This window comes from Vibrio sp. 10N.261.52.A1 (genome assembly GCF_002876325.1).
Classification (GTDB): domain Bacteria; phylum Pseudomonadota; class Gammaproteobacteria; order Enterobacterales; family Vibrionaceae; genus Vibrio; species Vibrio chagasii.
This window is the reverse complement of sequence record NZ_MCYD01000759.1, coordinates 1-20,045: the sequence shown is the minus strand read 5'-3', so window position 1 is coordinate 20,045 and position 20,045 is coordinate 1. Positions and strand designations below refer to the sequence as shown.

Below are 20,045 nucleotides of genomic sequence, written 5' to 3'. Positions count from 1 at the left end.
TTTTAGCTCTCGGCTATATTTGGACATAAAAAGACCCCCAATAATTGGTGTCCAACTATTGGGGGTCAGTTCACATGGCGGCTTTTGTTTCGCTAAAGAGTAAATCATGAACTTACTCATTAGGTTAGCTTTCTAGCAAGCTTAGTTTTTGTTTAGAACAAAACCTTGGACTTACTTAGAACAAGCCTTTGAATAGCAGTACTAGGTAATCCCATAGGCGGCTAAATAGGCTGCCTTGCTCTACGTCTTCAAGTGCTAGTAGTGGGTATTCCGCAACATCTTCACCATCAACTTGGTAGAAAAGTTTACCAACAACATCACCTTTGCTGATTGGCGCTTCTAGCTCTTTCTCAAGTACAAAGCTTGCTTTAAGGTCTTTAGCTTGGCCGCGAGGCAGAGTGACGAAAGTATCTTCATCAACACCTAGCGCTACCGTATCTTTGCTACCCATCCAGATTTTTTCTTCTACGAAAGTTTCACCAGCAGTGTGTGGTGCTACTGTTTCGAAGAAGCGGAAGCCGTAGCTAAGCAGCTTTTTGCTTTCTGTTTTACGAGCGTTTGCATTCTTAGTACCCATCACAACCGCAACTAGGCGCATTTTGCCTTCTGTTGCTGAGCTTACTAGGCTGTAACCTGCATTGCTTGTGTGGCCTGTTTTAATGCCATCAACGTTCATGCTCTTGTCCCACAACAGACCATTACGGTTGTATTGGGTGATGCCGTTGTATGTGAATTTTTTCTGTGAGTAGATACGGTACTCATCAGGAACGTCACGAATTAGCGCCTGACCAAGCAGTGCCATATCGTAAGGCGTTGAGTATAGGTTCGGGTTGTCTAGACCGTGCACGTTAGCAAAGTGCGTGTCTTTCATGCCGATAGAGCTTGCCCATGCGTTCATTAGGTCAACGAATGCGTCTTCTGAGCCAGCAATGTGCTCAGCCATTGCTACACAAGCATCGTTACCTGATTGAATGATGATACCGCGGTTCAGTTCTTCAACTTTAACCGTTGTGCCAACTTCAACGAACATTTTAGATGAGTCTGGGAAGTTTTTAGCCCAAGCATTTTCACTGATTACAACATCGTCGTTTAGGTTGATGTTACCACGCTCAAGTTCTTGACCGATTACGTAGCTCGTCATCATCTTGGTTAAACTTGCTGGAGAAAGTTGAGTATTCATCTCTTTCTCTGCTAGTACTTTGCCTGAATGGTAATCCATCAGAACAAAACCTTTAGCGGCGATTTGTGGTGCATCAGGAACAACAATTGGAGCAGCGAATGACGATGTAGCTATTGTTGCTGAAAGCGCAACAGAAGTAGCAAAAATCGTTTTAACAAGTTTATTAGATTTAATCATTTTGAATGCAATTATTTGGTGAACTATTCATATCTTACCAGAATCACTCTGTCACACCAGAGCGCTGATTACCAGAGGTTACTGTCAGATTAATTAGCGAGTTAGCGTGTGTTTCTTGATATAAGCAGAAGGGTAACCCATCAGCTTAACCTGTTCTAATTTCTCTTGAGTCAGAGCATAGTCATGAAATGGCCCAAGCATTAGTCGGTATTGACCATCATTTGGCTGCAAGAAGCTTGCTACTGCTAGCTTTTCGCTGAGATCTTTGGCTAACTTCTCCGTTCTGTCTTCATGTTGCGATGTTGCGACTTGAATAATAAATTGTGGCAAAGCTGCCTTCTTTTTAGCATCAGTTGGCATCGCTACTTTGATTACTTCAATCTCAACATTTGCGGTACCTGTCCTTAAGACATCAAGCTTGTAAGCCGCAGCATAACTGAGGTCAATGATTCGGCCTTCATGGAATGGGCCGCGATCATTAATACGCACAATCGTTGTTTTGTTGTTGTCGGTATTAGTGACTTTTACATAGCTTGGAATAGGCAATGTTTTGTGCGCTGCCGACATTGAATACATGTCGTAAATCTCGCCGTTAGACGTCAAATGACCATGAAATTTTTTGCCATACCAAGACGCTTTGCCTTTTTCGGTGAAGCCTTCGGTTTCTTTTACGATTTTGTAATCTTCACCACGCAGAGTGTAGTCACTGTTACCGCCTAGGCTGTACGGTTCATATTGAGGATGCGCGTCCTCTAGATGCTCGACCGAGATAGGGGCATCAGGCGCGATATCTGAATCGATATCGTAGCGGCCACTTGGCTTCTGCGAGGAACAGCCATTGATTAAAATCGCTAAGCCCAGAATTGAGACTATTTTTTTGATGGGCAGCTCATCAACCAAGGATGCTTTTTTTGAAAACGTTGTAATAGACATCGATTAGGTCGCCTTTGAGAATGCTTTTCTGTGTGTGTGGATGGACATTAAAATACCAAAACCAGCCATTAGGGTAACCATAGAGGTACCGCCATAGCTGACCAAAGGAAGAGGTACACCTACAACCGGTAGAATGCCACTTACCATGCCAATATTTACAAAAATATAAACGAAGAAGCTCAGTACAATACTGCCGCCCATCATTCGACCAAAGGCCGTTTGCGCTTGGCTTGCTAGGTACAAACCACGTCCAATAATGAATAGGTAGATAGCCAGTAAGAACAAGATACCTATCATGCCCCATTCTTCAGCAATAACCGCGAAGATGAAGTCAGTATGGCGCTCAGGAATGAACTCTAGTTGAGACTGAGTCCCTTGTAGCCAGCCTTTTCCGGATATACCGCCTGAACCTATCGCAATCTTACTTTGAATGATGTGGTAACCCGCACCTAATGGATCAGATTCAGGATCAAAAAGGGTTCTTACACGTACCTTTTGGTATTCACGCATTAAGAAGAACCACAGAATTGGGATAAATGCGCCCAAGGCAACAGCTGCACTGGCAATGATCTTCCAGCTAATACCTGCTAGGAATATCACGAAGATACCCGATGCCGCGATAAGGATTGAGGTGCCTAAATCGGGCTGCTTGGCGATAAGAATGGTTGGTACAAACACCATAACCAGCGAGATCGTCAAGGTTTGGAATGTCGGAGGTAATGAGCGCTTACCAATAAATCTCGCCAGCATTAAAGGCACGGCTAGCTTTAAGAGCTCTGAGGGCTGGAAGCGAACAAAGCCGAAATTAAGCCAACGCTGCGCACCTTTAGAGGCTTCGCCAAAGAAAAGTACGCCTAGTAGCAGAATAACGCCGCCTGCGAATAGCACTGGCGCTAAAGTCTCGTAGGTACGTGGTGATATCTGAGCTAAGAAGATCATTACGCCCAAAGAGAGTGCCATACGCATCGCCTGGCGATCCATCATCGCTAGGCTTTGCCCACTCGCGCTGTACATGATTAATAAGGCAAAGCCCATTAAAACTAGAATGCCGAGTAAGAGTGGCAGATCGATATGGAGCCTTTCAAATAAGGCTCTGTTTCGTCCTGTTGAAGGATCAAGTTTCATTATTTTATTGGCTCGCTTTGATAATCTTCTGCAAGGATAATGTGGTCTAGAATTCGTCTTACTACTGGGCCGCCATTAGATGAACCACCGCCAGCATTTTCTAGAACGATAGTGACAACAGCTTCAGGGTCTTCGATTGGTGCGTAGCCAGTAAACAATGCGTGGTCACGTAGGTGCTCAGCAATTTCATCGGCGTTGTACTCTTCATCTTCTTTCAGACCAAAGACTTGTGCTGTACCTGATTTACCTGCGGTAACGTAAGACATATTTTGGAATGAGCGTCTTGCTGTCCCTTTTTTACCGTGGTTAGCCAGCTTCATACCTTCTTGAGCGATATCCCAGTACTTCTTCTTAACGCCTGTTAGTGGCGGGTAAGTTTCAATGTCCGACATAACTTGCTCGTCGAATGGGTGACCGTTTTCAATGGTGGCACGCAATAGGTGAGGTGCTGTTACCTCGCCCTTATTGACCAGCACAGAGGTCGCTTTTGCAATCTGCATTGGTGTGGCCGTCCAGTAGCCTTGGCCGATACCTACAGGGATTGTGTCACCTTGGTACCATGGCACACGGTGTCTGGCCATTTTCCAGTCTCGGGTTGGCATGTTGGCTTTACTTTCTTCGTAAATATCGATGCCCGTGTAATCGCCAAATCCAAACATCATCATCCATTTGGATATGCGATCTATACCTAGGTCATAAGCGATCTGGTAGAAGAAAGTGTCCACCGACTCTTCGATGGCTTTTACGATATCGACTTTACCGTGTCCCCAACGTAACCAATCTCTGAATGGTCGAGTTTTAGAGTTCGGGATCTTCCAGTAGCCAGGGTCGTTACGTGTGGTATTCGGTGTGATGACACCTTCTTGTAAAGCTGCAACGGCCATGAAGGGTTTGATCGTTGATGCTGGTGGATAGATGCCAAGTGTGGTTCGATTTACTAGAGGACGGTTCTTATCCTGAAGCAGTGCGTTATACCCTTTAGAGGAAATGCCATGCACGAACGCATTCGGGTCATAGCTCGGGCTTGAAACCATCGCTAATACGCCGTTGTCTTTTGGATCCAATACAACTGCTGAGCCACGGCGTCCATCGAGTAGCTTATGAACGTAAAGCTGAAGGTTGATATCCAGGTTCAATACAATATCTTTACCCGGAACAGAAGGAACAAACTTTAGCGTGCGAATAACACGTCCACGGCTGTTTACTTCGACTTCTTGGTAGCCGGCTGTACCGTGTAGCAAATCTTCGTAATAGCGCTCAATACCTAGCTTACCAATATCACGGGTTGCTTGGTAATTGGCGTCTTTTTCTTCTCGCACCAATCGCTGCATGTCACGGTCGTTGATACGAGAGACATAACCGATAACGTGGGTAAGCACATCACCGTATGGATAAAAGCGCTTTAAGGTACCTGTAACCTCAACACCTGGGAATTTGTGTTGATTTACCGAGAAGACAGCTACCTGTGATTCTGTCAGCTGATTAAGAATGGGTACTGATTTAAAGCGTCGTGAATTACGGCGCTCACGGTTAAATCGTTCAATACGCTCTGGTGGGATCTCGATTAACTTTTGCAGACGGACAAGCGTGTCGTCCATATCTTTAATTTTTTCTGGTGTGATTTCTAGGTTGAAAACCGGACGGTTCTCGGCAAGAAGTACACCGTTTCGATCGTAAATCAAACCGCGGTTTGGCGCGATTGGTACTACCTTAATACGGTTGTCATTAGAGCGAGTTTTATAGTCTTGATATTGGTTGACCTGAATGTTGTAGAGGTTAACAACCAACAAGGACATCATGACTATGATGCCTGCAAACGCAACAAAAGCACGGCTAGTAAATAGTCGTGCTTCTGCTTTGTAATCACGGATTTGGCTACGTTTACGTAACATTAACGCTTATTCTCGATGATAAGGGTGGTTAGCAGTGATGCTCCAAGCTCGATACAAGCTTTCAGCCATGATAACGCGTACTAATGGGTGAGGGAGAGTAAGCGCAGACAGAGACCAACTTTGGTCTGCGGCCGCTTTACATGCAGGTGCTAATCCTTCAGGCCCGCCAATCAGGATAGAAACATCACGTCCATCCAACTTCCAGCTTTCCAATTGCTCAGCAAGTTGTGGTGTGTCCCATTTTCTTCCTGGGATATCTAGAGTCACAATTCGGTTGCCTTTTGGCACCGCAGCCAACATGGCTTCGCCTTCTTTCTGAAGAATACGAGCGATATCAGCGTTCTTACCACGCTTACCTGCCGTGATTTCAACGAGTTCTAAAGGCATGTCGTGAGGGAAGCGGCGTTTATATTCGTTAAACCCTTCTTCAACCCACTTTGGCATTTTCGTGCCAACCGCGATTAACTGGATCTTCAACGTTTAGCCCCAAAGTTTTTCTAGTTGGTACAGTTCACGATGCTCTTCTTGCATAACGTGAAGCATGCTTGTACCCATATCTAGTACAACCCATTCGCCTTCTTGCTGGCCGTCCATACCAAGTGGTTCAAGACCGGCTTTCTTTACTTCGTCAGCAACATGCTGAGCAATTGAAGCTACGTGGCGCTTAGAAGTACCAGTACAAACGATCATGTAATCCGTCACACTTGATTTGCCTTCTACATCGATGGTCACAATAGATTCTGCTTTCATGTCGTCAGCTTTGTCTGCAAGAAAGTCTTTTAGTTCTTCACGTAACACTGGGTGTTCCTTAAATCTGAATTTGGTTCTACTAAGATCATAACACGCTTTTATGCGTGAGATGGTATTGAAGCTGAAGGGATACAAAACTCAACGCTCAACTGATGGATTAGTGGCCAAGGCGACTGCTCATACTGCGTTTTTGTTATCAATTCTGCTTGGGTCAGCAACGCAAACAGTGAGTGTAATTGAGAAATTGAAACTCTTGTTAGCGCGGCGTTATAAAGCGGCTTTTTCGATTGCCAGATACGATGTCTTTCGAAAACCTGACCGATCGGCATGAGTTTCATTTGTTGTTGCATTTGTAGTAGCAACGCAAGCTCTCTTTGCACGCTTCGCAGCAGAATAACTGGTTCGACACCCTCAGCTTCGAGTTGTCTTAGGATTCTCTGTGCTCGATTCCCTTTCCCTGCCAATAGGGCATCACTCCAATGGAATGGAGTGAAGTGGTTGTGTCGGCTCAGTGACTCTTCTAAGCGTACTAAGGTTAGCTTTCCATCTGGATACTGAAGCGCCAGCTTTTCGAGGCTTTGTGTGAGTGCAAACAGATTGCCTTCATGCCACTGCGCCAGCATTTGAATAGCTTCAGGGTCTGGTGATAACCCGACTTGACGACAGCGTGCTTGAACAAACTGAGGCAGCCTGCTGACATCAGGTGTCAGGCAACTTACCCAATGTCCCTGGCTAGAGAGCGATTTAAACCACTTAGCGTTTTCTTGGGCTTTTGTCAGTTTGGTGCCAACAAGAATTAGCAAGATATCGCTGTGGATATGCTCAGAGATAGCCAACAGTTCTTTGGCTATTGCGGCATTCACGCCTGACTCTGGTAGTTCAAGCTCAATGATTTGACGGCTAGAAAACAGGCTTAGCGCTTGAGTACAGTCATAGACTTGGTTCCAGTCCATACTATTATCAATCGCAAAGCGGTGACGTTCCTCGAAACCTTGTTGTTTAGCCGCTTTTTGAATCGCTTCTCGGCTTTCTTGCAATAGCAGTGGTTCATTACCAAAGATCAGGTAAACGTTGCTCAGCTGTTTAGCAAGTTGTTCTGGTAAGCGGTCAGCAAAAATACGCATCAAATCAACCTATTATTGAGCAGATTCGCTGAGCTCTGGTTGCTGTTCTGTGCTTGGTTCGATTTCAACGTCGTCAATCTCAACATTCTTGATGTTGTATTGCTTTTCAAGCTCTTTAACTTGCACAGTTTCTAAAGACTCTAGATTCATGCTACCAGCGGCAATGTTGGCTTTTAGGCGAGCCATCTGACGAAGGATTTGGCTAGTTGCTAGCTTGCGCATTTCATCTTCGATCATGTCGCGTTCAACCGATTTTGCAAGAGCCGTTAACGGGTTATCGAGGTAACTGCGGGTAACACTCGTTGAGAAGGTTTTAGCACCGAGATCTGGAATCGTTACGCGGTATGAAGCGCGGAACGTAAGTTCTTTCTCAGCAGCACGAGTATTTTGGTATAGCGATAAAGTACGCTCACTAACACTCTCGCTAATGATATGCAGGTTAGGGGTATTTTCTGCTGGTGGCACAATTTCTACATCATTCATACGCAGTTGGCCTTTCATCATACGTGTAAACGTACTGTATTGGTCGTAACTGGTTACCGAAATCTTGTTGAGTTTTTCTGGTACCGAGTAGTCACCACGCAGGTGAAAACCACAGGCACTAAGTAGGCTTACGGTTAGAACAACAATAGTAACTTTCAATGAAGATAGTGAAATCAGGCGCATTATTTGATGGCTCTCATGAAGGTAGAATACTTATTTAAAGGCTTTAGTTTGTTGGCGTGAGGTTAGTCACTGAAAGTAAAGCGTTTAAATAAGTAGACAGGGCAATGTCATTACCCTGTCTAGAGACTGCCAAAAACGAATTAAGTTCGCTTTAGTCTACAAAGATTAGTTAGCAACGATGTTTAGAAGCTTACCAGGTACGAAGATAACTTTACGGATCGTTAAGCCATCTAGGAACTTCTTCGCGTTCTCATCGTTCAGACCAAGCTCACGAACCTGCTCTTCTGTTGCATCAGCTGCCACAGTTAGCTTCGCACGCAGCTTACCGTTGATCATAACAACGATAGTCTTCTCGTCTTCAACTAGTGCTTTTTCGTCAAATGTTGGCCATGTTGCAGAGTCAACGTCTGATTCACCAAGAGCAATCCACATTTCGTAAGAGATGTGAGGAGTCATTGGGTAAAGCATGCGAACCACTGCTTTCAGTGCTTCGTCAAGGATTGCACGATCTTGTGCAGATTCTTGAGGTGCTTTCGCCAGTTTGTTCATCAGTTCCATGATCGCAGCGATCGCCGTGTTGAACGTTTGACGACGGCCGATATCGTCCGTTACTTTCGAGATAGTCTTGTGAACATCACGACGAAGCGCTTTTTGGTCACCAGAAAGTGCTGCAACGTCAACAGATTCAGCTGCACCCTTAGAAGAGTGAGCGTGAACCAGTTTCCATACACGCTTAAGGAAACGGTTTGCACCTTCAACACCAGACTCTTGCCACTCAAGTGTCATATCTGCAGGAGAAGCGAACATCATGAATAGACGTACTGTGTCAGCACCGTACTTGTCTACCATCTCTTGTGGGTCGATACCGTTGTTTTTCGACTTAGACATCTTGATCATGCCTGAGTGAGCAACGTCACGGCCTTGGTTGTCTTTCGCAGACGTGATGCGGCCTTTACCGTCACGCTCTACAGCAACGTCAGTAGGTGCAACCCACTCTTTAGTGCCTTTCTCGTTTTCGTGGTAGAACGCATCTGCTAGTACCATGCCTTGACATAGTAGTTGCTTGAATGGTTCGTCAGACGTTACGTAACCAGCGTCACGTAGCAATTTGTGGAAGAAACGAGAGTACAGTAGGTGCATACAAGCGTGCTCGATACCCCCGATGTACTGGTCTACTGGTAGCCAGTAGTTCGCTTTTTCTGGATCTAGGATATCGTCAGCTTGTGGTGAACAGTAACGAGCGTAGTACCAAGAAGACTCCATAAACGTATCGAACGTGTCTGTTTCACGTAGAGCAGGTTCGCCGTTGAATGTTGTTTCTGCCCAAGACTTGTCAGCCTTGATTGGGCTAGTAACACCATCCATTACCACATCTTCAGGAAGAATCACAGGTAGCTGGTCTGCTGGTACTGGGTGAACTTCACCGTTTTCAGTGGTTACCATTGGGATTGGAGCACCCCAGTAACGCTGACGAGATACACCCCAGTCACGTAGACGGAAGTTTACTGTCTTCTTACCTTTGCCTTCAGCTTCAAGCTTCGCAGCAATTGCATCGAATGCTTCTTGGAACGCAAGACCATCGAATTCACCAGAGTCGAACAGTACACCTTTTTCAGTGTAAGCCGCTTCAGACACGTCTAGTTCAGAACCATCTTCAGGTTTGATTACTGGGATGATATCGATGTCGTACTTAGTTGCGAACTCGTAGTCACGTTGATCGTGAGCAGGAACCGCCATTACCGCACCTGTGCCGTAATCCATAAGAACGAAGTTAGCTACGTAAACAGGAACAACACGACCGTTAAGAGGGTGGATAGCCGTTAGGCCAGTATCCATACCTTTCTTTTCCATCGTTGCCAGTTCAGCCTCAGCAACTTTAGTGTTACGACACTCTTCAACGAATGCAGCAAGCTCTGGGTTGTTTTTCGATGCTTTCTCTGCAAGAGGGTGACCTGCAGCGATACCAACGTAAGAAACACCCATTAGTGTATCTGGACGAGTTGTGTACACTTCTAGTGGTGCTTCTTCACCGTTAACAGCGAAAGATAGCTCAACACCTTCAGAGCGACCGATCCAGTTGCGCTGCATGGTCTTAACCATTTCAGGCCAACCTTCAAGGTTGTCTAGATCGTCTAGTAGCTCTTGAGCATACTCAGTGATTTTAATAAACCACTGTGGAATTTTCTTTTGTTCTACTGGAGTATCACAACGCCAGCAGCAACCGTCTTCCACTTGCTCGTTTGCCAGTACGGTTTGGTCGTTTGGACACCAGTTCACAGAAGACGTCTTCTTGTAAACTAGGCCTTTTTCGTAAAGCTTAGTGAAGAACTCTTGTTCCCAACGGTAGTACTCTGGAGTACATGTTGCGAATTCACGGTTCCAGTCGTAACCAAAGCCTAGAAGCTTAAGCTGGTTCTTCATGTACTCAATGTTTTCGTAAGTCCATGGTGCAGGTGCTGTATTGTTTTTAACAGCTGCGTTTTCTGCTGGTAGGCCGAATGCATCCCAACCAATTGGCTGCATTACGTTTTTGCCTTGTAGACGTTGGAAACGAGATACCACATCACCGATGGTGTAGTTACGCACGTGCCCCATGTGCAGTCGGCCACTTGGGTACGGGAACATAGAAAGACAGTAGAATTTTTCTTTGTTTGGGTCTTCACTTACAACGAAAGTTTCGCTGTTATCCCAGTGTTGTTGAACCTTTTGTTCAATCTCTTGCGGGTTATATTGTTCTTGCATCGATGGTATCCGGTTATCTTGGAATTTGTGAGTTCGGTTAGAACAGAATCTTACAGATCGTCATAGAATACCTAAAGGAGCTTAGTACAACAATAGTTATACCCTTCATACTTGCAGTTGCTGACTCGTAGATGGCGTAATTTTCACTGAATTTCGCAGGGCAACTATACTTAAGAGTATGAATTGCATTTGTTTGTAAGCGAGAGTGCATAGCAGCGCTTCGTTTACTCACTATAACGTTGGTTATCTTAAGGAGGTTGTTATGCCGAAGAAAAAAGCACTCTATGAAGAAGTGGTTGAAGAGGTTATCGAAACGCTGAAGCATAGTCCTGAAGAGCTTAACAACAAAATCGAAACATCAGGCAAATATGCGAAAGCCGCCAATGACATGACCAAAGATGAGCTGTCGCTGATCTCGGCCTACGTGAAGTCAGACTTGAAAGAGTTTGCTGAGAGCTACGAAGAGAGCAAAAGCGGTCCATTTTATCTGATGATTGCAGATTCTATTTGGCAGGGGCTTCTAGATATTACCGATCGCACCAAAGTCGAGTGGGTCGAGCTATTCCAAGATTTAGAGCACCAAGGCTTATATCAAGCTGGCGAAGTGATTGGCTTGGGTACACTTGTCTGTGATGAGTGTGGTCATCAAACTGAATATAACCATCCAACGACCATCATTCCATGTATCAAGTGCGGCTCGAAAGGGTTTAATCGCAAAGCATTAAAGCCGTAAATCTCCCCATATACGGCATAAACACAAAGGGTTGACCAAACGGCCAACCCTTCAAGTTATTTCATGTCGAATCTAGTTCTTTGGTTTTCTCACAACCCAGCCAATTACCAAGCTTAGTAGCACCCAAATATACAATGGCCAAGTACCGACCACGCGGTAAGGCGTTTGGCCATCTGTTGAAACAAGCTCAGCTTTTAGTACTGCCGTTTCAAACTGAGGTATTTGCTTGATGATATTGCCTTTGTAGTCCGTCACGGCTGTCACGCCGTTGTTGGTCGAGCGAATAAGTGGCTTACCAAGCTCTAGGGCACGCATTTGAGCGATTTCCATGTGTTGTAGTGGACCAATTGAACGGCCAAACCACGCATCGTTAGAGAGCGTCAGAATAAAGTCCGTATCGTCTGTCACATTCTGTCTTACTTGATCATTAAAGATGATCTCATAACACAGAGCTGGCGCTAGATGACGACCGTTAGCAACAATGTTTGGCTGGATGAAATCGCCACGACTGAACGATGACATTGGCAAGTTAAAGAACGGTGCTAATGGACGCAATATATCTTCAAAGGGTACAAACTCACCAAATGGTAATAGGTGATGTTTGTGGTAGCGCTCGTCTGGGTCATAGCTGTATTCACCATATGGGTTAACACCAAGAGAAAGAATACTGTTGTAGTATTTCTTATCTTCAGACTGGTTCAGTACACCTGTGATGATGGAACTGTTGTTCATCTTAGCTGCGCTATCTAAGTTACGTAGGAAAGACGGTATCTCGACTTCAAAAGCAGGGATCGCGGCCTCTGGCCAGATGATGATATCTGCATCCCAGTTTTCCCTGCTTAGGTCAGTGTATTTCATCATAGTCGGCCAGCGGTGACTTGGCAGCCATTTGCTGTCCTGGTCGACATTACCTTGAATCAACACCACTGAGGTGGTTTTTTCAGGATTCGGTGTTACCCAATCGATGTTGCGAATACCAAAGCCAGTACTAAATACGACTGCAGGAATAACAACGATGCTCCAGGCTCTGTTTATAACCGCATAAGCAAACGCTGATGCTGAAACGATAATGGCAAGAGTCACTAGCTCGACACCACCAATTGGTGCGAAAGAGCCTAACGGAGAGTCGATTTGGCTATAGCCCAACCACAGCCATGGGAAGCCTGTCATTACCCAGCCGCGTAGCCAATCACTGATTAACCATAATGCCGGAGCGGCTAAGAAGAATCGGCTTAAATTATTAGCAGGGAAGAACTTGTTCAAACTCCAAGTAAATAGCCCTGAATAAACAGCTAGGTAGCCAACAAGCAGTGCCATCAAAAATAGGTTGGCTGCTAGTGGCATACCGCCAAAGCCGTCAATACTGACGTATACCCAGCTGATTCCTGTAGTGAACTGACCTAGGCCCCATGCATAACCAATCCAAAGTGCACTCTTAGGTGAACGATTGTGGATCAGTAGCAGTAATAAAGCTGGGCTGAGAATGGCAAGAGGCCATATTGAGTATGGAGCGAATGAGAGGGTGGTTATAGCGCCAACAAAAACGGCCGCAAGCGGCCGTAATAGGCGATGAATAAAAGTATTAGTCATCTAATTTCTGTCATCTCTTTAGAGAGAAGTGGTTATTCTTCGATAGTCGGAAGAGGTTGCTCGTCAGGAATGGTTACCTGTAGCTGAATCACGCGACGATTATCTGCTGATGTTATTTTGAAATGGTAGTTTTCGATTTCTACAATTTCGCCACGAACTGGCAGATGACCGAGTGCTGTCATAACCATGCCGCCTACTGTATCCACTTCATCATCACTGAAAGCAGTATCAAACGTGTTGTTGAACTCTTCAATGGTGGTTAAAGCTTTAACAGAGAAGGTATGCTTGCTCAGCTTACGGATATCTAACTCTTCTTCATCGTCGAACTCGTCTTCAATTTCACCAACGATTTCTTCGAGGATATCTTCAATGGTTACTAGGCCAGAGACACCGCCAAACTCATCAACAACGATAGACATGTGGTAACGCTCTTCACGGAACTCCTTGAGTAGGCGATCAACACGCTTACTTTCAGGAACAACAACCGCAGGGCGAATCACTTGTTCGATATCAAATGGGGCACTGTCTGAACCCAAGTACTTAAGTAGGTCCTTCGCTAATAGAATGCCTTCAACATGGTCTTTATCTTCACTGATCACTGGGTAGCGAGAGTGTTGAGCATCAGTAATCAACGCAATCAATGTATCTAAATCATCGGTGCGTTCTACTGTAACCATTTGAGAGCGAGGTAGCATGATGTCGCGTACTCGCATCTCTGAAATCTCCATAACACCTTCGAGCATGTCGCGAGTGTCGTGGTCAATTAGGTCATTAATTTCTGAGTCGCGGATTACGTCTACGAGCTCTTGGCGGTCTTTTACCTCGCCTTGAAATAGTTGGCCTAGGCGTTCAAAGAAGGACTTTCTACTCGGACCTTCAGATTTTTTACTTCCCTCAGAAGTGGGGGGGTTACCTTCGTTCATGATTTCTCAAAAAATAACGCTATCAGAAGTGTGATAGCACACATCACAACTCAGATTCCTGAACATTACAGGTTCGATGAGTTATTGTTTCTCTGCAATCTATGTCACTAGAATCGATTTACTTTTCTAGAATATATGGGTCTTCAAACCCCATAGCTTGCATGATTTCTGTCTCGAGTGACTCCATCTCTTCAGCTTCATCATCTTCGATATGATCATAACCTAGCAGATGCAGACTGCCATGTACAACCATATGAGCCCAGTGTGCTAGCAGAGGCTTATTTTGCTCTTCTGCTTCTTTTTCGACAACTTGGCGACAGATAATGAGGTCACCTAGAAGATCTAACTCGATCCCAGGAGGAGCCTCGAATGGGAAAGATAGCACGTTAGTTGGCTTATCTTTACCACGATATTCATGATTTAGCTGATGGCTTTCTTCTGTATCTACGATACGGATAGTAAGCTCAGCGCTCTTTTGAAACTGAGGTATGGTCTTGTCCAACCAAAGCTGAATGTCCTGCTCTGTTGGAAGACCTTGCTCATTTTCGACCGCTAATTGTAGGTCTAGTTCAATAGACATCTATTTATCACCTTGTTCTGCAATCACAGAACTATTTTGTGTTGCTAATTGTGTCGTAACCGCTTGCTGAGTCTCAAGAAGTTTCGCTTCGCGCTCTTCACGTTTACGTTTCTCAAACTCTTTACGCTCTTTCTGGTCTTTCGCTTCCCATTTCTCGTAAGCGTTAACAATACGCGCAACCACAGGGTGGCGGACTACGTCTTCCGACATAAAGAAGTTGAAGCTGATGTCATCGACTTCACTTAGAACTTCGGTCGCATGACGCAAGCCAGATTTTGCACCACGAGGTAAATCGATTTGAGTGATATCACCTGTGATTACCGCACGAGAGTTGAAGCCAATACGAGTCAGGAACATTTTCATCTGTTCAACAGTCGTGTTCTGGCTCTCATCAAGAATGATGAAGGCATCGTTCAGTGTACGACCACGCATGTACGCAAGAGGTGCAACCTCAATCACGTTACGCTCAATCAGCTTCTCAACACGTTCAAAGCCCAGCATTTCAAAAAGTGCATCGTAAAGTGGACGTAAATATGGGTCTACTTTTTGGCTTAAGTCACCAGGCAGGAAACCTAACTTTTCACCCGCTTCAACCGCAGGGCGCGTTAATAGAATGCGACGAATCTCTTGGCGCTCTAATGCGTCTACTGCAGCAGCGACAGCTAAATACGTTTTACCCGTACCAGCAGGACCGATACCAAAGGTGATGTCATGCGTCACCATATTCATTAGGTATTGCGCTTGGTTTGGTGTACGCGGCTTAATCACGCCTTTTTTGGTCTTAATGAATACTTCTTTGCCGTGTTCAATATCAGACTCTACATTCTGTTCTAAAACACCAGACTCTTTGATAGCCAAGTGAATTTGTTCTGGCTCGATGTCTGGAATCGTGCCTTTGACCGGAGCAGATTCAACATACAGGCGCTTAATAATATCGAGTGCAGCAGCAGCCGTATGAGGCTTACCAACAATAGTGAAGAAGTTGCTGCGGTAGTTAATCTCGACACCTAAACGGCGCTCAAGGTGTTTGATGTTGTCATCGAATGGGCCACAAAGGCTTGCAAGGCGATGGTTATCTGCGGGTTCTAGATTGATTTCTAGGGTAACGATTTTATTGCTCAAATTAGCCTCTCATTTTGTGCCACCCACTCTTTCCAGTAAACAAAGAGCAAGAAGCCCGATTGGGACCGGGCTTCTAGTGGCGATTTCCCTATTTCTAAGATGGTCACTTAGTTAGGTAATTTCAAGCTTTGTTGGTCAGCTTTTTGCTGAACCTAGATGTTTTGCTTATGGCGTAAATGTTGCCACACCCAGCTCATCTTCACGTTTTGTGTTAGCCATCATCTGTGTTGGAGAGATGATGCTACGTAGGTCCATATCCTTCTCTGTACGAACCAACTCACCACGTAGAGAGTTTGCGAATACGTCAGTGATCTTCACATCAACAAATTGACCGATTAGATCCGCGTTACCTTCGAAGTTAACAACACGGTTGTTCTCTGTACGTGCGCGAAGTTCCATCAGGTTCTTCTTCGATGGACCTTCAACCAGTACACGTTGCTCAGTACCAAGCATTAAGCGAGAGTAGCGCATTGCTTGTGAGTTTACGGTTTGTTGTAGTTCGTATAGGCGATCTTTCTTCTCTTGCTCAGGCACGTCACATGGGTAGTCTGCAGCAGGTGTACCCGGACGAGGAGAGAAGATAAAGCTGAAGCTCATATCGAAATCAACGTCTTTGATCAGTTTCATCGTGTCTTGGAAATCTTGGTTAGATTCACCAGGGAAACCAACGATAAAGTCAGAACTGATTTGAATGTCAGGACGCGCTTTACGAAGCTTACGAATAATCGACTTGTACTCGATAGCCGTATGAGGACGTTTCATCATCGTAAGGATACGGTCACTACCACTCTGTACTGGTAGGTGAAGGAAGCTCACAAGCTCAGGTGTATCCTCGTATACTGCGATGATGTCATCACCGAACTCAAGCGGGTGGCTTGTGGTGAAACGAATACGGTCGATACCATCGATAGAAGCCACAAGACGAAGCAGCTCTGCAAATGTGCAGATATCACCTTCGTGAGTTGGACCACGGTATGCGTTTACGTTTTGACCTAGCAGGTTAACTTCACGTACACCTTGTTCTGCAAGTTGAGCAACTTCGAACAGTACATCATCCATTGGACGGCTAACTTCTTCACCACGAGTGTAAGGTACCACGCAGTAAGTACAGTACTTAGAACAGCCTTCCATGATCGAAACGAATGCAGTTGCACCTTCAGCACGAGGCTCAGGTAGGCTATCGAACTTTTCGATCTCAGGGAAAGAGATGTCCATCACTGGCGCTTCGTTTGATAGAGAAGATTTGATCATCTCTGGAAGACGGTGCAGTGTTTGAGGGCCAAAGATAACGTCTACGTATGGTGCACGTTGACGAATGTGGTCGCCTTCTTGAGTCGCTACACAGCCACCCACACCGATTACCACGCCTTCTTTTTTATCTTTTAGCGTTTTCCAACGACCAAGCTGGTGGAATACTTTTTCTTGCGCTTTTTCACGGATAGAACAAGTATTCAGTAGTAGTACATCTGCTTCCTCAGGTACTTCAGTTAGCTCATAGCCATTTGCGGCATTTAGCAGGTCAGCCATTTTTGATGAATCGTATTCGTTCATCTGACAGCCCCAAGTTTTAATTAGCAGTTTCTTACTCATTTTTTGTTCGCTCGATCGTTAGTTTAATTTAAGGGAGCAAATCGCCCGGTATCTATCCGCGAGAGTCGATGGCCATAATTAGGTATTCATTTTATGGCTCACCCTAGCGGCAAGAGGCGTATTGTACTGGTTTCAAAACCGACTGACTAGTAGTCTGATAAAATCTCTTCGGAAGTGGTTTTTATTCTCGTTAACACTAGATGTAGCAAGGGGTAACCCATTTTTCAAATAAGGTTTTTGGTTACAAGTTCGTTGTGAAAACGTACAATTAAAAACAGTCAAAGAATCAAACTGATAAGTACAAAATATGAACAGTTACGATATTGTGGTCGTCGGCGGCGGCATGGTTGGTGCGGCAACAGCGATTGGTTTTGCTAAGCAAGGAATGCAGGTTGCTGTGATCGAAGGTTTTGCGCCCCAAGCATTTGATGAGTCGCAAGCTATGGACATTCGAGTATCAGCGATTTCTCAAGCGTCAGTCGATTTACTTGACGATCTTGGCGCATGGCAGAACATTGCTGCAATGCGAGTTTGCTCATACAAGCGCCTAGAAACGTGGGAACACCCAGAATGTCGTACTCGATTTGATGCAGCGTCACTTGATTTGCCTCGTTTAGGCTACATTGTTGAAAACCGACTTATCCAATTGGGCTTATGGTCTCAGTTCGATGCTTATGACAACTTAGACCTGCTGTGTCCTGAAAAGTTGGACTCTATCGAATTTGGCGAAACTAATACTGTTAAGCTTCAATCTGGTATCGAGTTGTCAGCGAAGTGGGTGGTTGGTGCCGATGGTGCGAATTCTGCAGTTAGACAGCAAGCGGGCATTGGTATCACTGCTTGGGACTACCGTCAGCACTGCATGCTGATCAATGTAGAAACCGAGCTCCCTCAGCAAGATATTACTTGGCAACAGTTTTTACCTAGCGGGCCGCGTTCATTCCTCCCTTTGTGCTCTTTTAATTCAGGAGACCAGGAAGTTGGGCAGGGCTCTTTAGTTTGGTACGACTCGCCATCTCGCATTAAGCAACTGTCGGCAATGAGCCCAGACAAGCTTCGCAATGAAGTACTTGCTAACTTTCCTGCTGAGCTAGGAGGCATCAAAGTACTCAACTCTGGTTCTTTCCCTTTAACTCGACGTCATGCGCAATCTTATTTTAAGAACAACTGCATTCTGGTTGGAGACTCGGCACACACGATTAACCCATTAGCAGGGCAGGGGGTGAATTTAGGTTTCAAAGATGTTGCAGCTCTATTGGATGTAACCAAAGAAAAAGGCGAGCTGAATCATTCTGTAGTAAGATGCTATGAGGTGATGAGAAGAGGTGACAACCTAGTGATGCAAAGCGGTATGGATTTCTTCTATAAGACGTTCAGTAATGATATTGGTCCACTTAAGTTTGTGCGTAATGCTGCACTCAAGCTAGCAGAGAACTCAGGGCCGATTAAAACTCAAGTTTTGAAGTATGCTCTGGGCCTTTAATTGAGTATTACAGACACTTTATAAAGAGAAGGAGAGCGAATGCTCTCCTTTTTTGTATTCTATGATGTCTATCGCTGCTGTGTCACACAAACTGGCGCATCTAGCTCTAATGAGTAGCCCGTGTAAACCAGAGAGCCGTCTTCTGTATTTCGCTTGAATGACGTGATGTTGCTAGTGTGCTGGTTTGCGGCGATAAGCCATTCACCGTCATGAGTAATATGAAAATCACGAGGGAAGTTGCCTTCAGAACTATAGCTATCAATAAAAATAGGCATTTTCGTTGTTGGCTCGACTCTGAAGCAACTGATCATCGATTGATGTCGACAAGAGACATAGAGAAATTGCTCATCCGGCGATAGTTTTATTGCAGCCGTTGCTTCTCCTTTTTCCATATTTGGCAGCGCGTCGATCTCTTCGACAATACTCCATTTCCCAAGAGTTTTCTCCATCATCAGTATCGTTTCAGAGAGTTCACAGATTACATAGGCTTTATTTTCGTCTTTGTTGAAGACGAGATGACGAGGTCCATTGCCCGCAGGGACTTTAATGGATTGCATTGGTTCGTCTAGAAACTCTTCCTGTTCTTCATCAAAGCAATAGAAATTGATTCGATCAGCGCCAAGGTCGACGGTGACAAATTGTGGTGAGTTTTGTAAGAACAGACATTGATGAGCATGTGGAGCGGTCTGACGCTCTTTGTTTGGTCCTGACCCCACCATAGCTATTGTTTTAAGTCGTTTATCGATATTGCCATTGATACTTAAACTAAAAATATCGAATGAACCTGATGAGTATTGAGAAGTAATTGCAAACTTATGGCTAGGATCTATGGTGATATGACAAGGATGATCGCCGGAGATAGCACCTGAGTTACTAGCGGTCTTTGAGCTAGCATTAGCGATATGAATCAACTGTGGCTGTTTGGGTTGCTCAACTTCAGACGCGGTATAGATACCAAGCTCGGTCGCGACGACAAAAGATGGGTTAGTACACTCTGTAATGAGTTCCAAAGGTAATAGTTGACCGTTTTCCAAGTCTAACTGAGCCTGATACACGCCTTGGCTTTTACTGGGAGTGTCTGTGTAGCAACCGATCGTTAAAGTGAGATTTTTCATAAGGCGTCATACTCAATTAGAAAGTGGAGTAGGCATTGTCTTATAAAAAAGTCATGAAGTGATTAAATGGGGAGAAATACTTGGTGACGGAGTTATCAGATTTACATATTCCAGATAAAATAAAACCCAGCTAAAAAGCTGGGTTCTATTTAATGATGGTGCGGTCGGAGAGACTTGAACTCTCACACCTCTCGGCGCCAGAACCTAAATCTGGTGCGTCTACCAATTCCGCCACGACCGCAGCAAATCTTTGTAGTCATACTGAGTATTGGTGACTCAATAAAACGTTGTGCTCATTGCTATTGCAAGGAGTTATAAAT

At 44.9% G+C, this 20,045-nt stretch carries 17 protein-coding genes and 1 tRNA gene; 2 read left to right on the top strand and 16 right to left on the bottom strand.

Annotated elements, in window-relative coordinates:
- Window positions 1–175: 175 nt before the first annotated feature.
- The 9 genes from BCT81_RS15715 to leuS form a co-directional block, all read right to left on the bottom strand.
- Complete coding sequence (locus BCT81_RS15715) at window positions 176–1,357, bottom strand: serine hydrolase (RefSeq protein WP_081090352.1); 1,182 nt, start codon at window positions 1,355–1,357, stop codon at window positions 176–178.
- Between the two features lie 93 nt (window positions 1,358–1,450).
- Entirely contained in the window at window positions 1,451–2,290 is an 840-nt protein-coding gene (locus tag BCT81_RS15710) for a septal ring lytic transglycosylase RlpA family protein (RefSeq protein ID WP_102425037.1), read from the bottom strand.
- Between the two features lie 3 nt (window positions 2,291–2,293).
- Window positions 2,294–3,415, bottom strand: coding sequence for a rod shape-determining protein RodA (rodA, locus tag BCT81_RS15705; protein WP_102425036.1), 1,122 nt, complete (start codon window positions 3,413–3,415; stop codon window positions 2,294–2,296).
- Window positions 3,415–5,307 (bottom strand): penicillin-binding protein 2, encoded by a 1,893-nt coding sequence (mrdA, locus tag BCT81_RS15700; protein ID WP_102425035.1) that lies wholly within the window; start codon window positions 5,305–5,307, stop codon window positions 3,415–3,417. The genes rodA and mrdA overlap by 1 nt, the downstream gene beginning before the upstream one ends.
- A gap of 6 nt (window positions 5,308–5,313) precedes the next feature.
- Entirely contained in the window at window positions 5,314–5,784 is a 471-nt protein-coding gene (gene rlmH / locus BCT81_RS15695; protein WP_004737638.1) for a 23S rRNA (pseudouridine(1915)-N(3))-methyltransferase RlmH, read from the bottom strand.
- 3 nt (window positions 5,785–5,787) lie between these two features.
- A complete protein-coding gene (rsfS, locus tag BCT81_RS15690) occupies window positions 5,788–6,105 on the bottom strand; it encodes a ribosome silencing factor (RefSeq protein ID WP_008224165.1) in 318 nt (105 codons plus the stop codon).
- 50 nt (window positions 6,106–6,155) lie between these two features.
- Window positions 6,156–7,181: a DNA polymerase III subunit delta gene (holA, locus tag BCT81_RS15685; protein ID WP_102425034.1), complete on the bottom strand. Its 1,026-nt coding sequence runs from the start codon at window positions 7,179–7,181 to the stop codon at window positions 6,156–6,158.
- 12 nt (window positions 7,182–7,193) lie between these two features.
- On the bottom strand, window positions 7,194–7,847 hold the full coding sequence (gene lptE, locus BCT81_RS15680; RefSeq protein ID WP_102425033.1) for an LPS assembly lipoprotein LptE: 654 nt from the start codon (window positions 7,845–7,847) through the stop codon (window positions 7,194–7,196).
- Window positions 7,848–8,012: 165 nt separating this feature from the next.
- Window positions 8,013–10,589: a leucine--tRNA ligase gene (gene leuS / locus BCT81_RS15675; RefSeq protein ID WP_102425032.1), complete on the bottom strand. Its 2,577-nt coding sequence runs from the start codon at window positions 10,587–10,589 to the stop codon at window positions 8,013–8,015.
- 262 nt (window positions 10,590–10,851) lie between these two features.
- On the opposite strand from leuS, the gene BCT81_RS15670 reads away from it, so the two are divergent.
- The gene (locus BCT81_RS15670; protein WP_102425031.1) at window positions 10,852–11,322 is read left to right on the top strand and encodes a zinc ribbon-containing protein; all 471 of its coding nucleotides are present in this window, start codon (window positions 10,852–10,854) and stop codon (window positions 11,320–11,322) included.
- Between the two features lie 72 nt (window positions 11,323–11,394).
- On the opposite strand, the gene lnt is transcribed toward BCT81_RS15670, so the two are convergent.
- From lnt to miaB, 5 genes are all read right to left on the bottom strand, one after another.
- Window positions 11,395–12,912, bottom strand: coding sequence for an apolipoprotein N-acyltransferase (gene lnt, locus BCT81_RS15665; protein WP_102425030.1), 1,518 nt, complete (start codon window positions 12,910–12,912; stop codon window positions 11,395–11,397).
- 32 nt (window positions 12,913–12,944) lie between these two features.
- A complete protein-coding gene (corC, locus tag BCT81_RS15660) occupies window positions 12,945–13,835 on the bottom strand; it encodes a CNNM family magnesium/cobalt transport protein CorC (RefSeq protein ID WP_004737645.1) in 891 nt (296 codons plus the stop codon).
- 118 nt (window positions 13,836–13,953) lie between these two features.
- The gene (gene ybeY / locus BCT81_RS15655; protein WP_061033215.1) at window positions 13,954–14,415 is read right to left on the bottom strand and encodes an rRNA maturation RNase YbeY; all 462 of its coding nucleotides are present in this window, start codon (window positions 14,413–14,415) and stop codon (window positions 13,954–13,956) included.
- Window positions 14,416–15,537, bottom strand: coding sequence for a PhoH family protein (locus tag BCT81_RS15650; protein WP_102425029.1), 1,122 nt, complete (start codon window positions 15,535–15,537; stop codon window positions 14,416–14,418).
- Between the two features lie 165 nt (window positions 15,538–15,702).
- The gene (gene miaB, locus BCT81_RS15645; protein ID WP_004737649.1) at window positions 15,703–17,127 is read right to left on the bottom strand and encodes a tRNA (N6-isopentenyl adenosine(37)-C2)-methylthiotransferase MiaB; all 1,425 of its coding nucleotides are present in this window, start codon (window positions 17,125–17,127) and stop codon (window positions 15,703–15,705) included.
- Window positions 17,128–17,434: 307 nt separating this feature from the next.
- Between miaB and BCT81_RS15640 the strand changes: the two genes are divergently transcribed.
- On the top strand, window positions 17,435–18,610 hold the full coding sequence (locus tag BCT81_RS15640) for a 2-octaprenyl-3-methyl-6-methoxy-1,4-benzoquinol hydroxylase (RefSeq protein ID WP_102425028.1): 1,176 nt from the start codon (window positions 17,435–17,437) through the stop codon (window positions 18,608–18,610).
- Between the two features lie 68 nt (window positions 18,611–18,678).
- Here BCT81_RS15640 and BCT81_RS15635 read toward each other — a convergent pair whose 3' ends face one another.
- Both BCT81_RS15635 and BCT81_RS15630 read right to left on the bottom strand, forming a co-directional pair.
- Window positions 18,679–19,725: a lactonase family protein gene (locus BCT81_RS15635; RefSeq protein WP_102425027.1), complete on the bottom strand. Its 1,047-nt coding sequence runs from the start codon at window positions 19,723–19,725 to the stop codon at window positions 18,679–18,681.
- A gap of 156 nt (window positions 19,726–19,881) precedes the next feature.
- Window positions 19,882–19,966 (bottom strand) — tRNA-Leu (locus BCT81_RS15630).
- Window positions 19,967–20,045 lie beyond the last annotated feature (79 nt).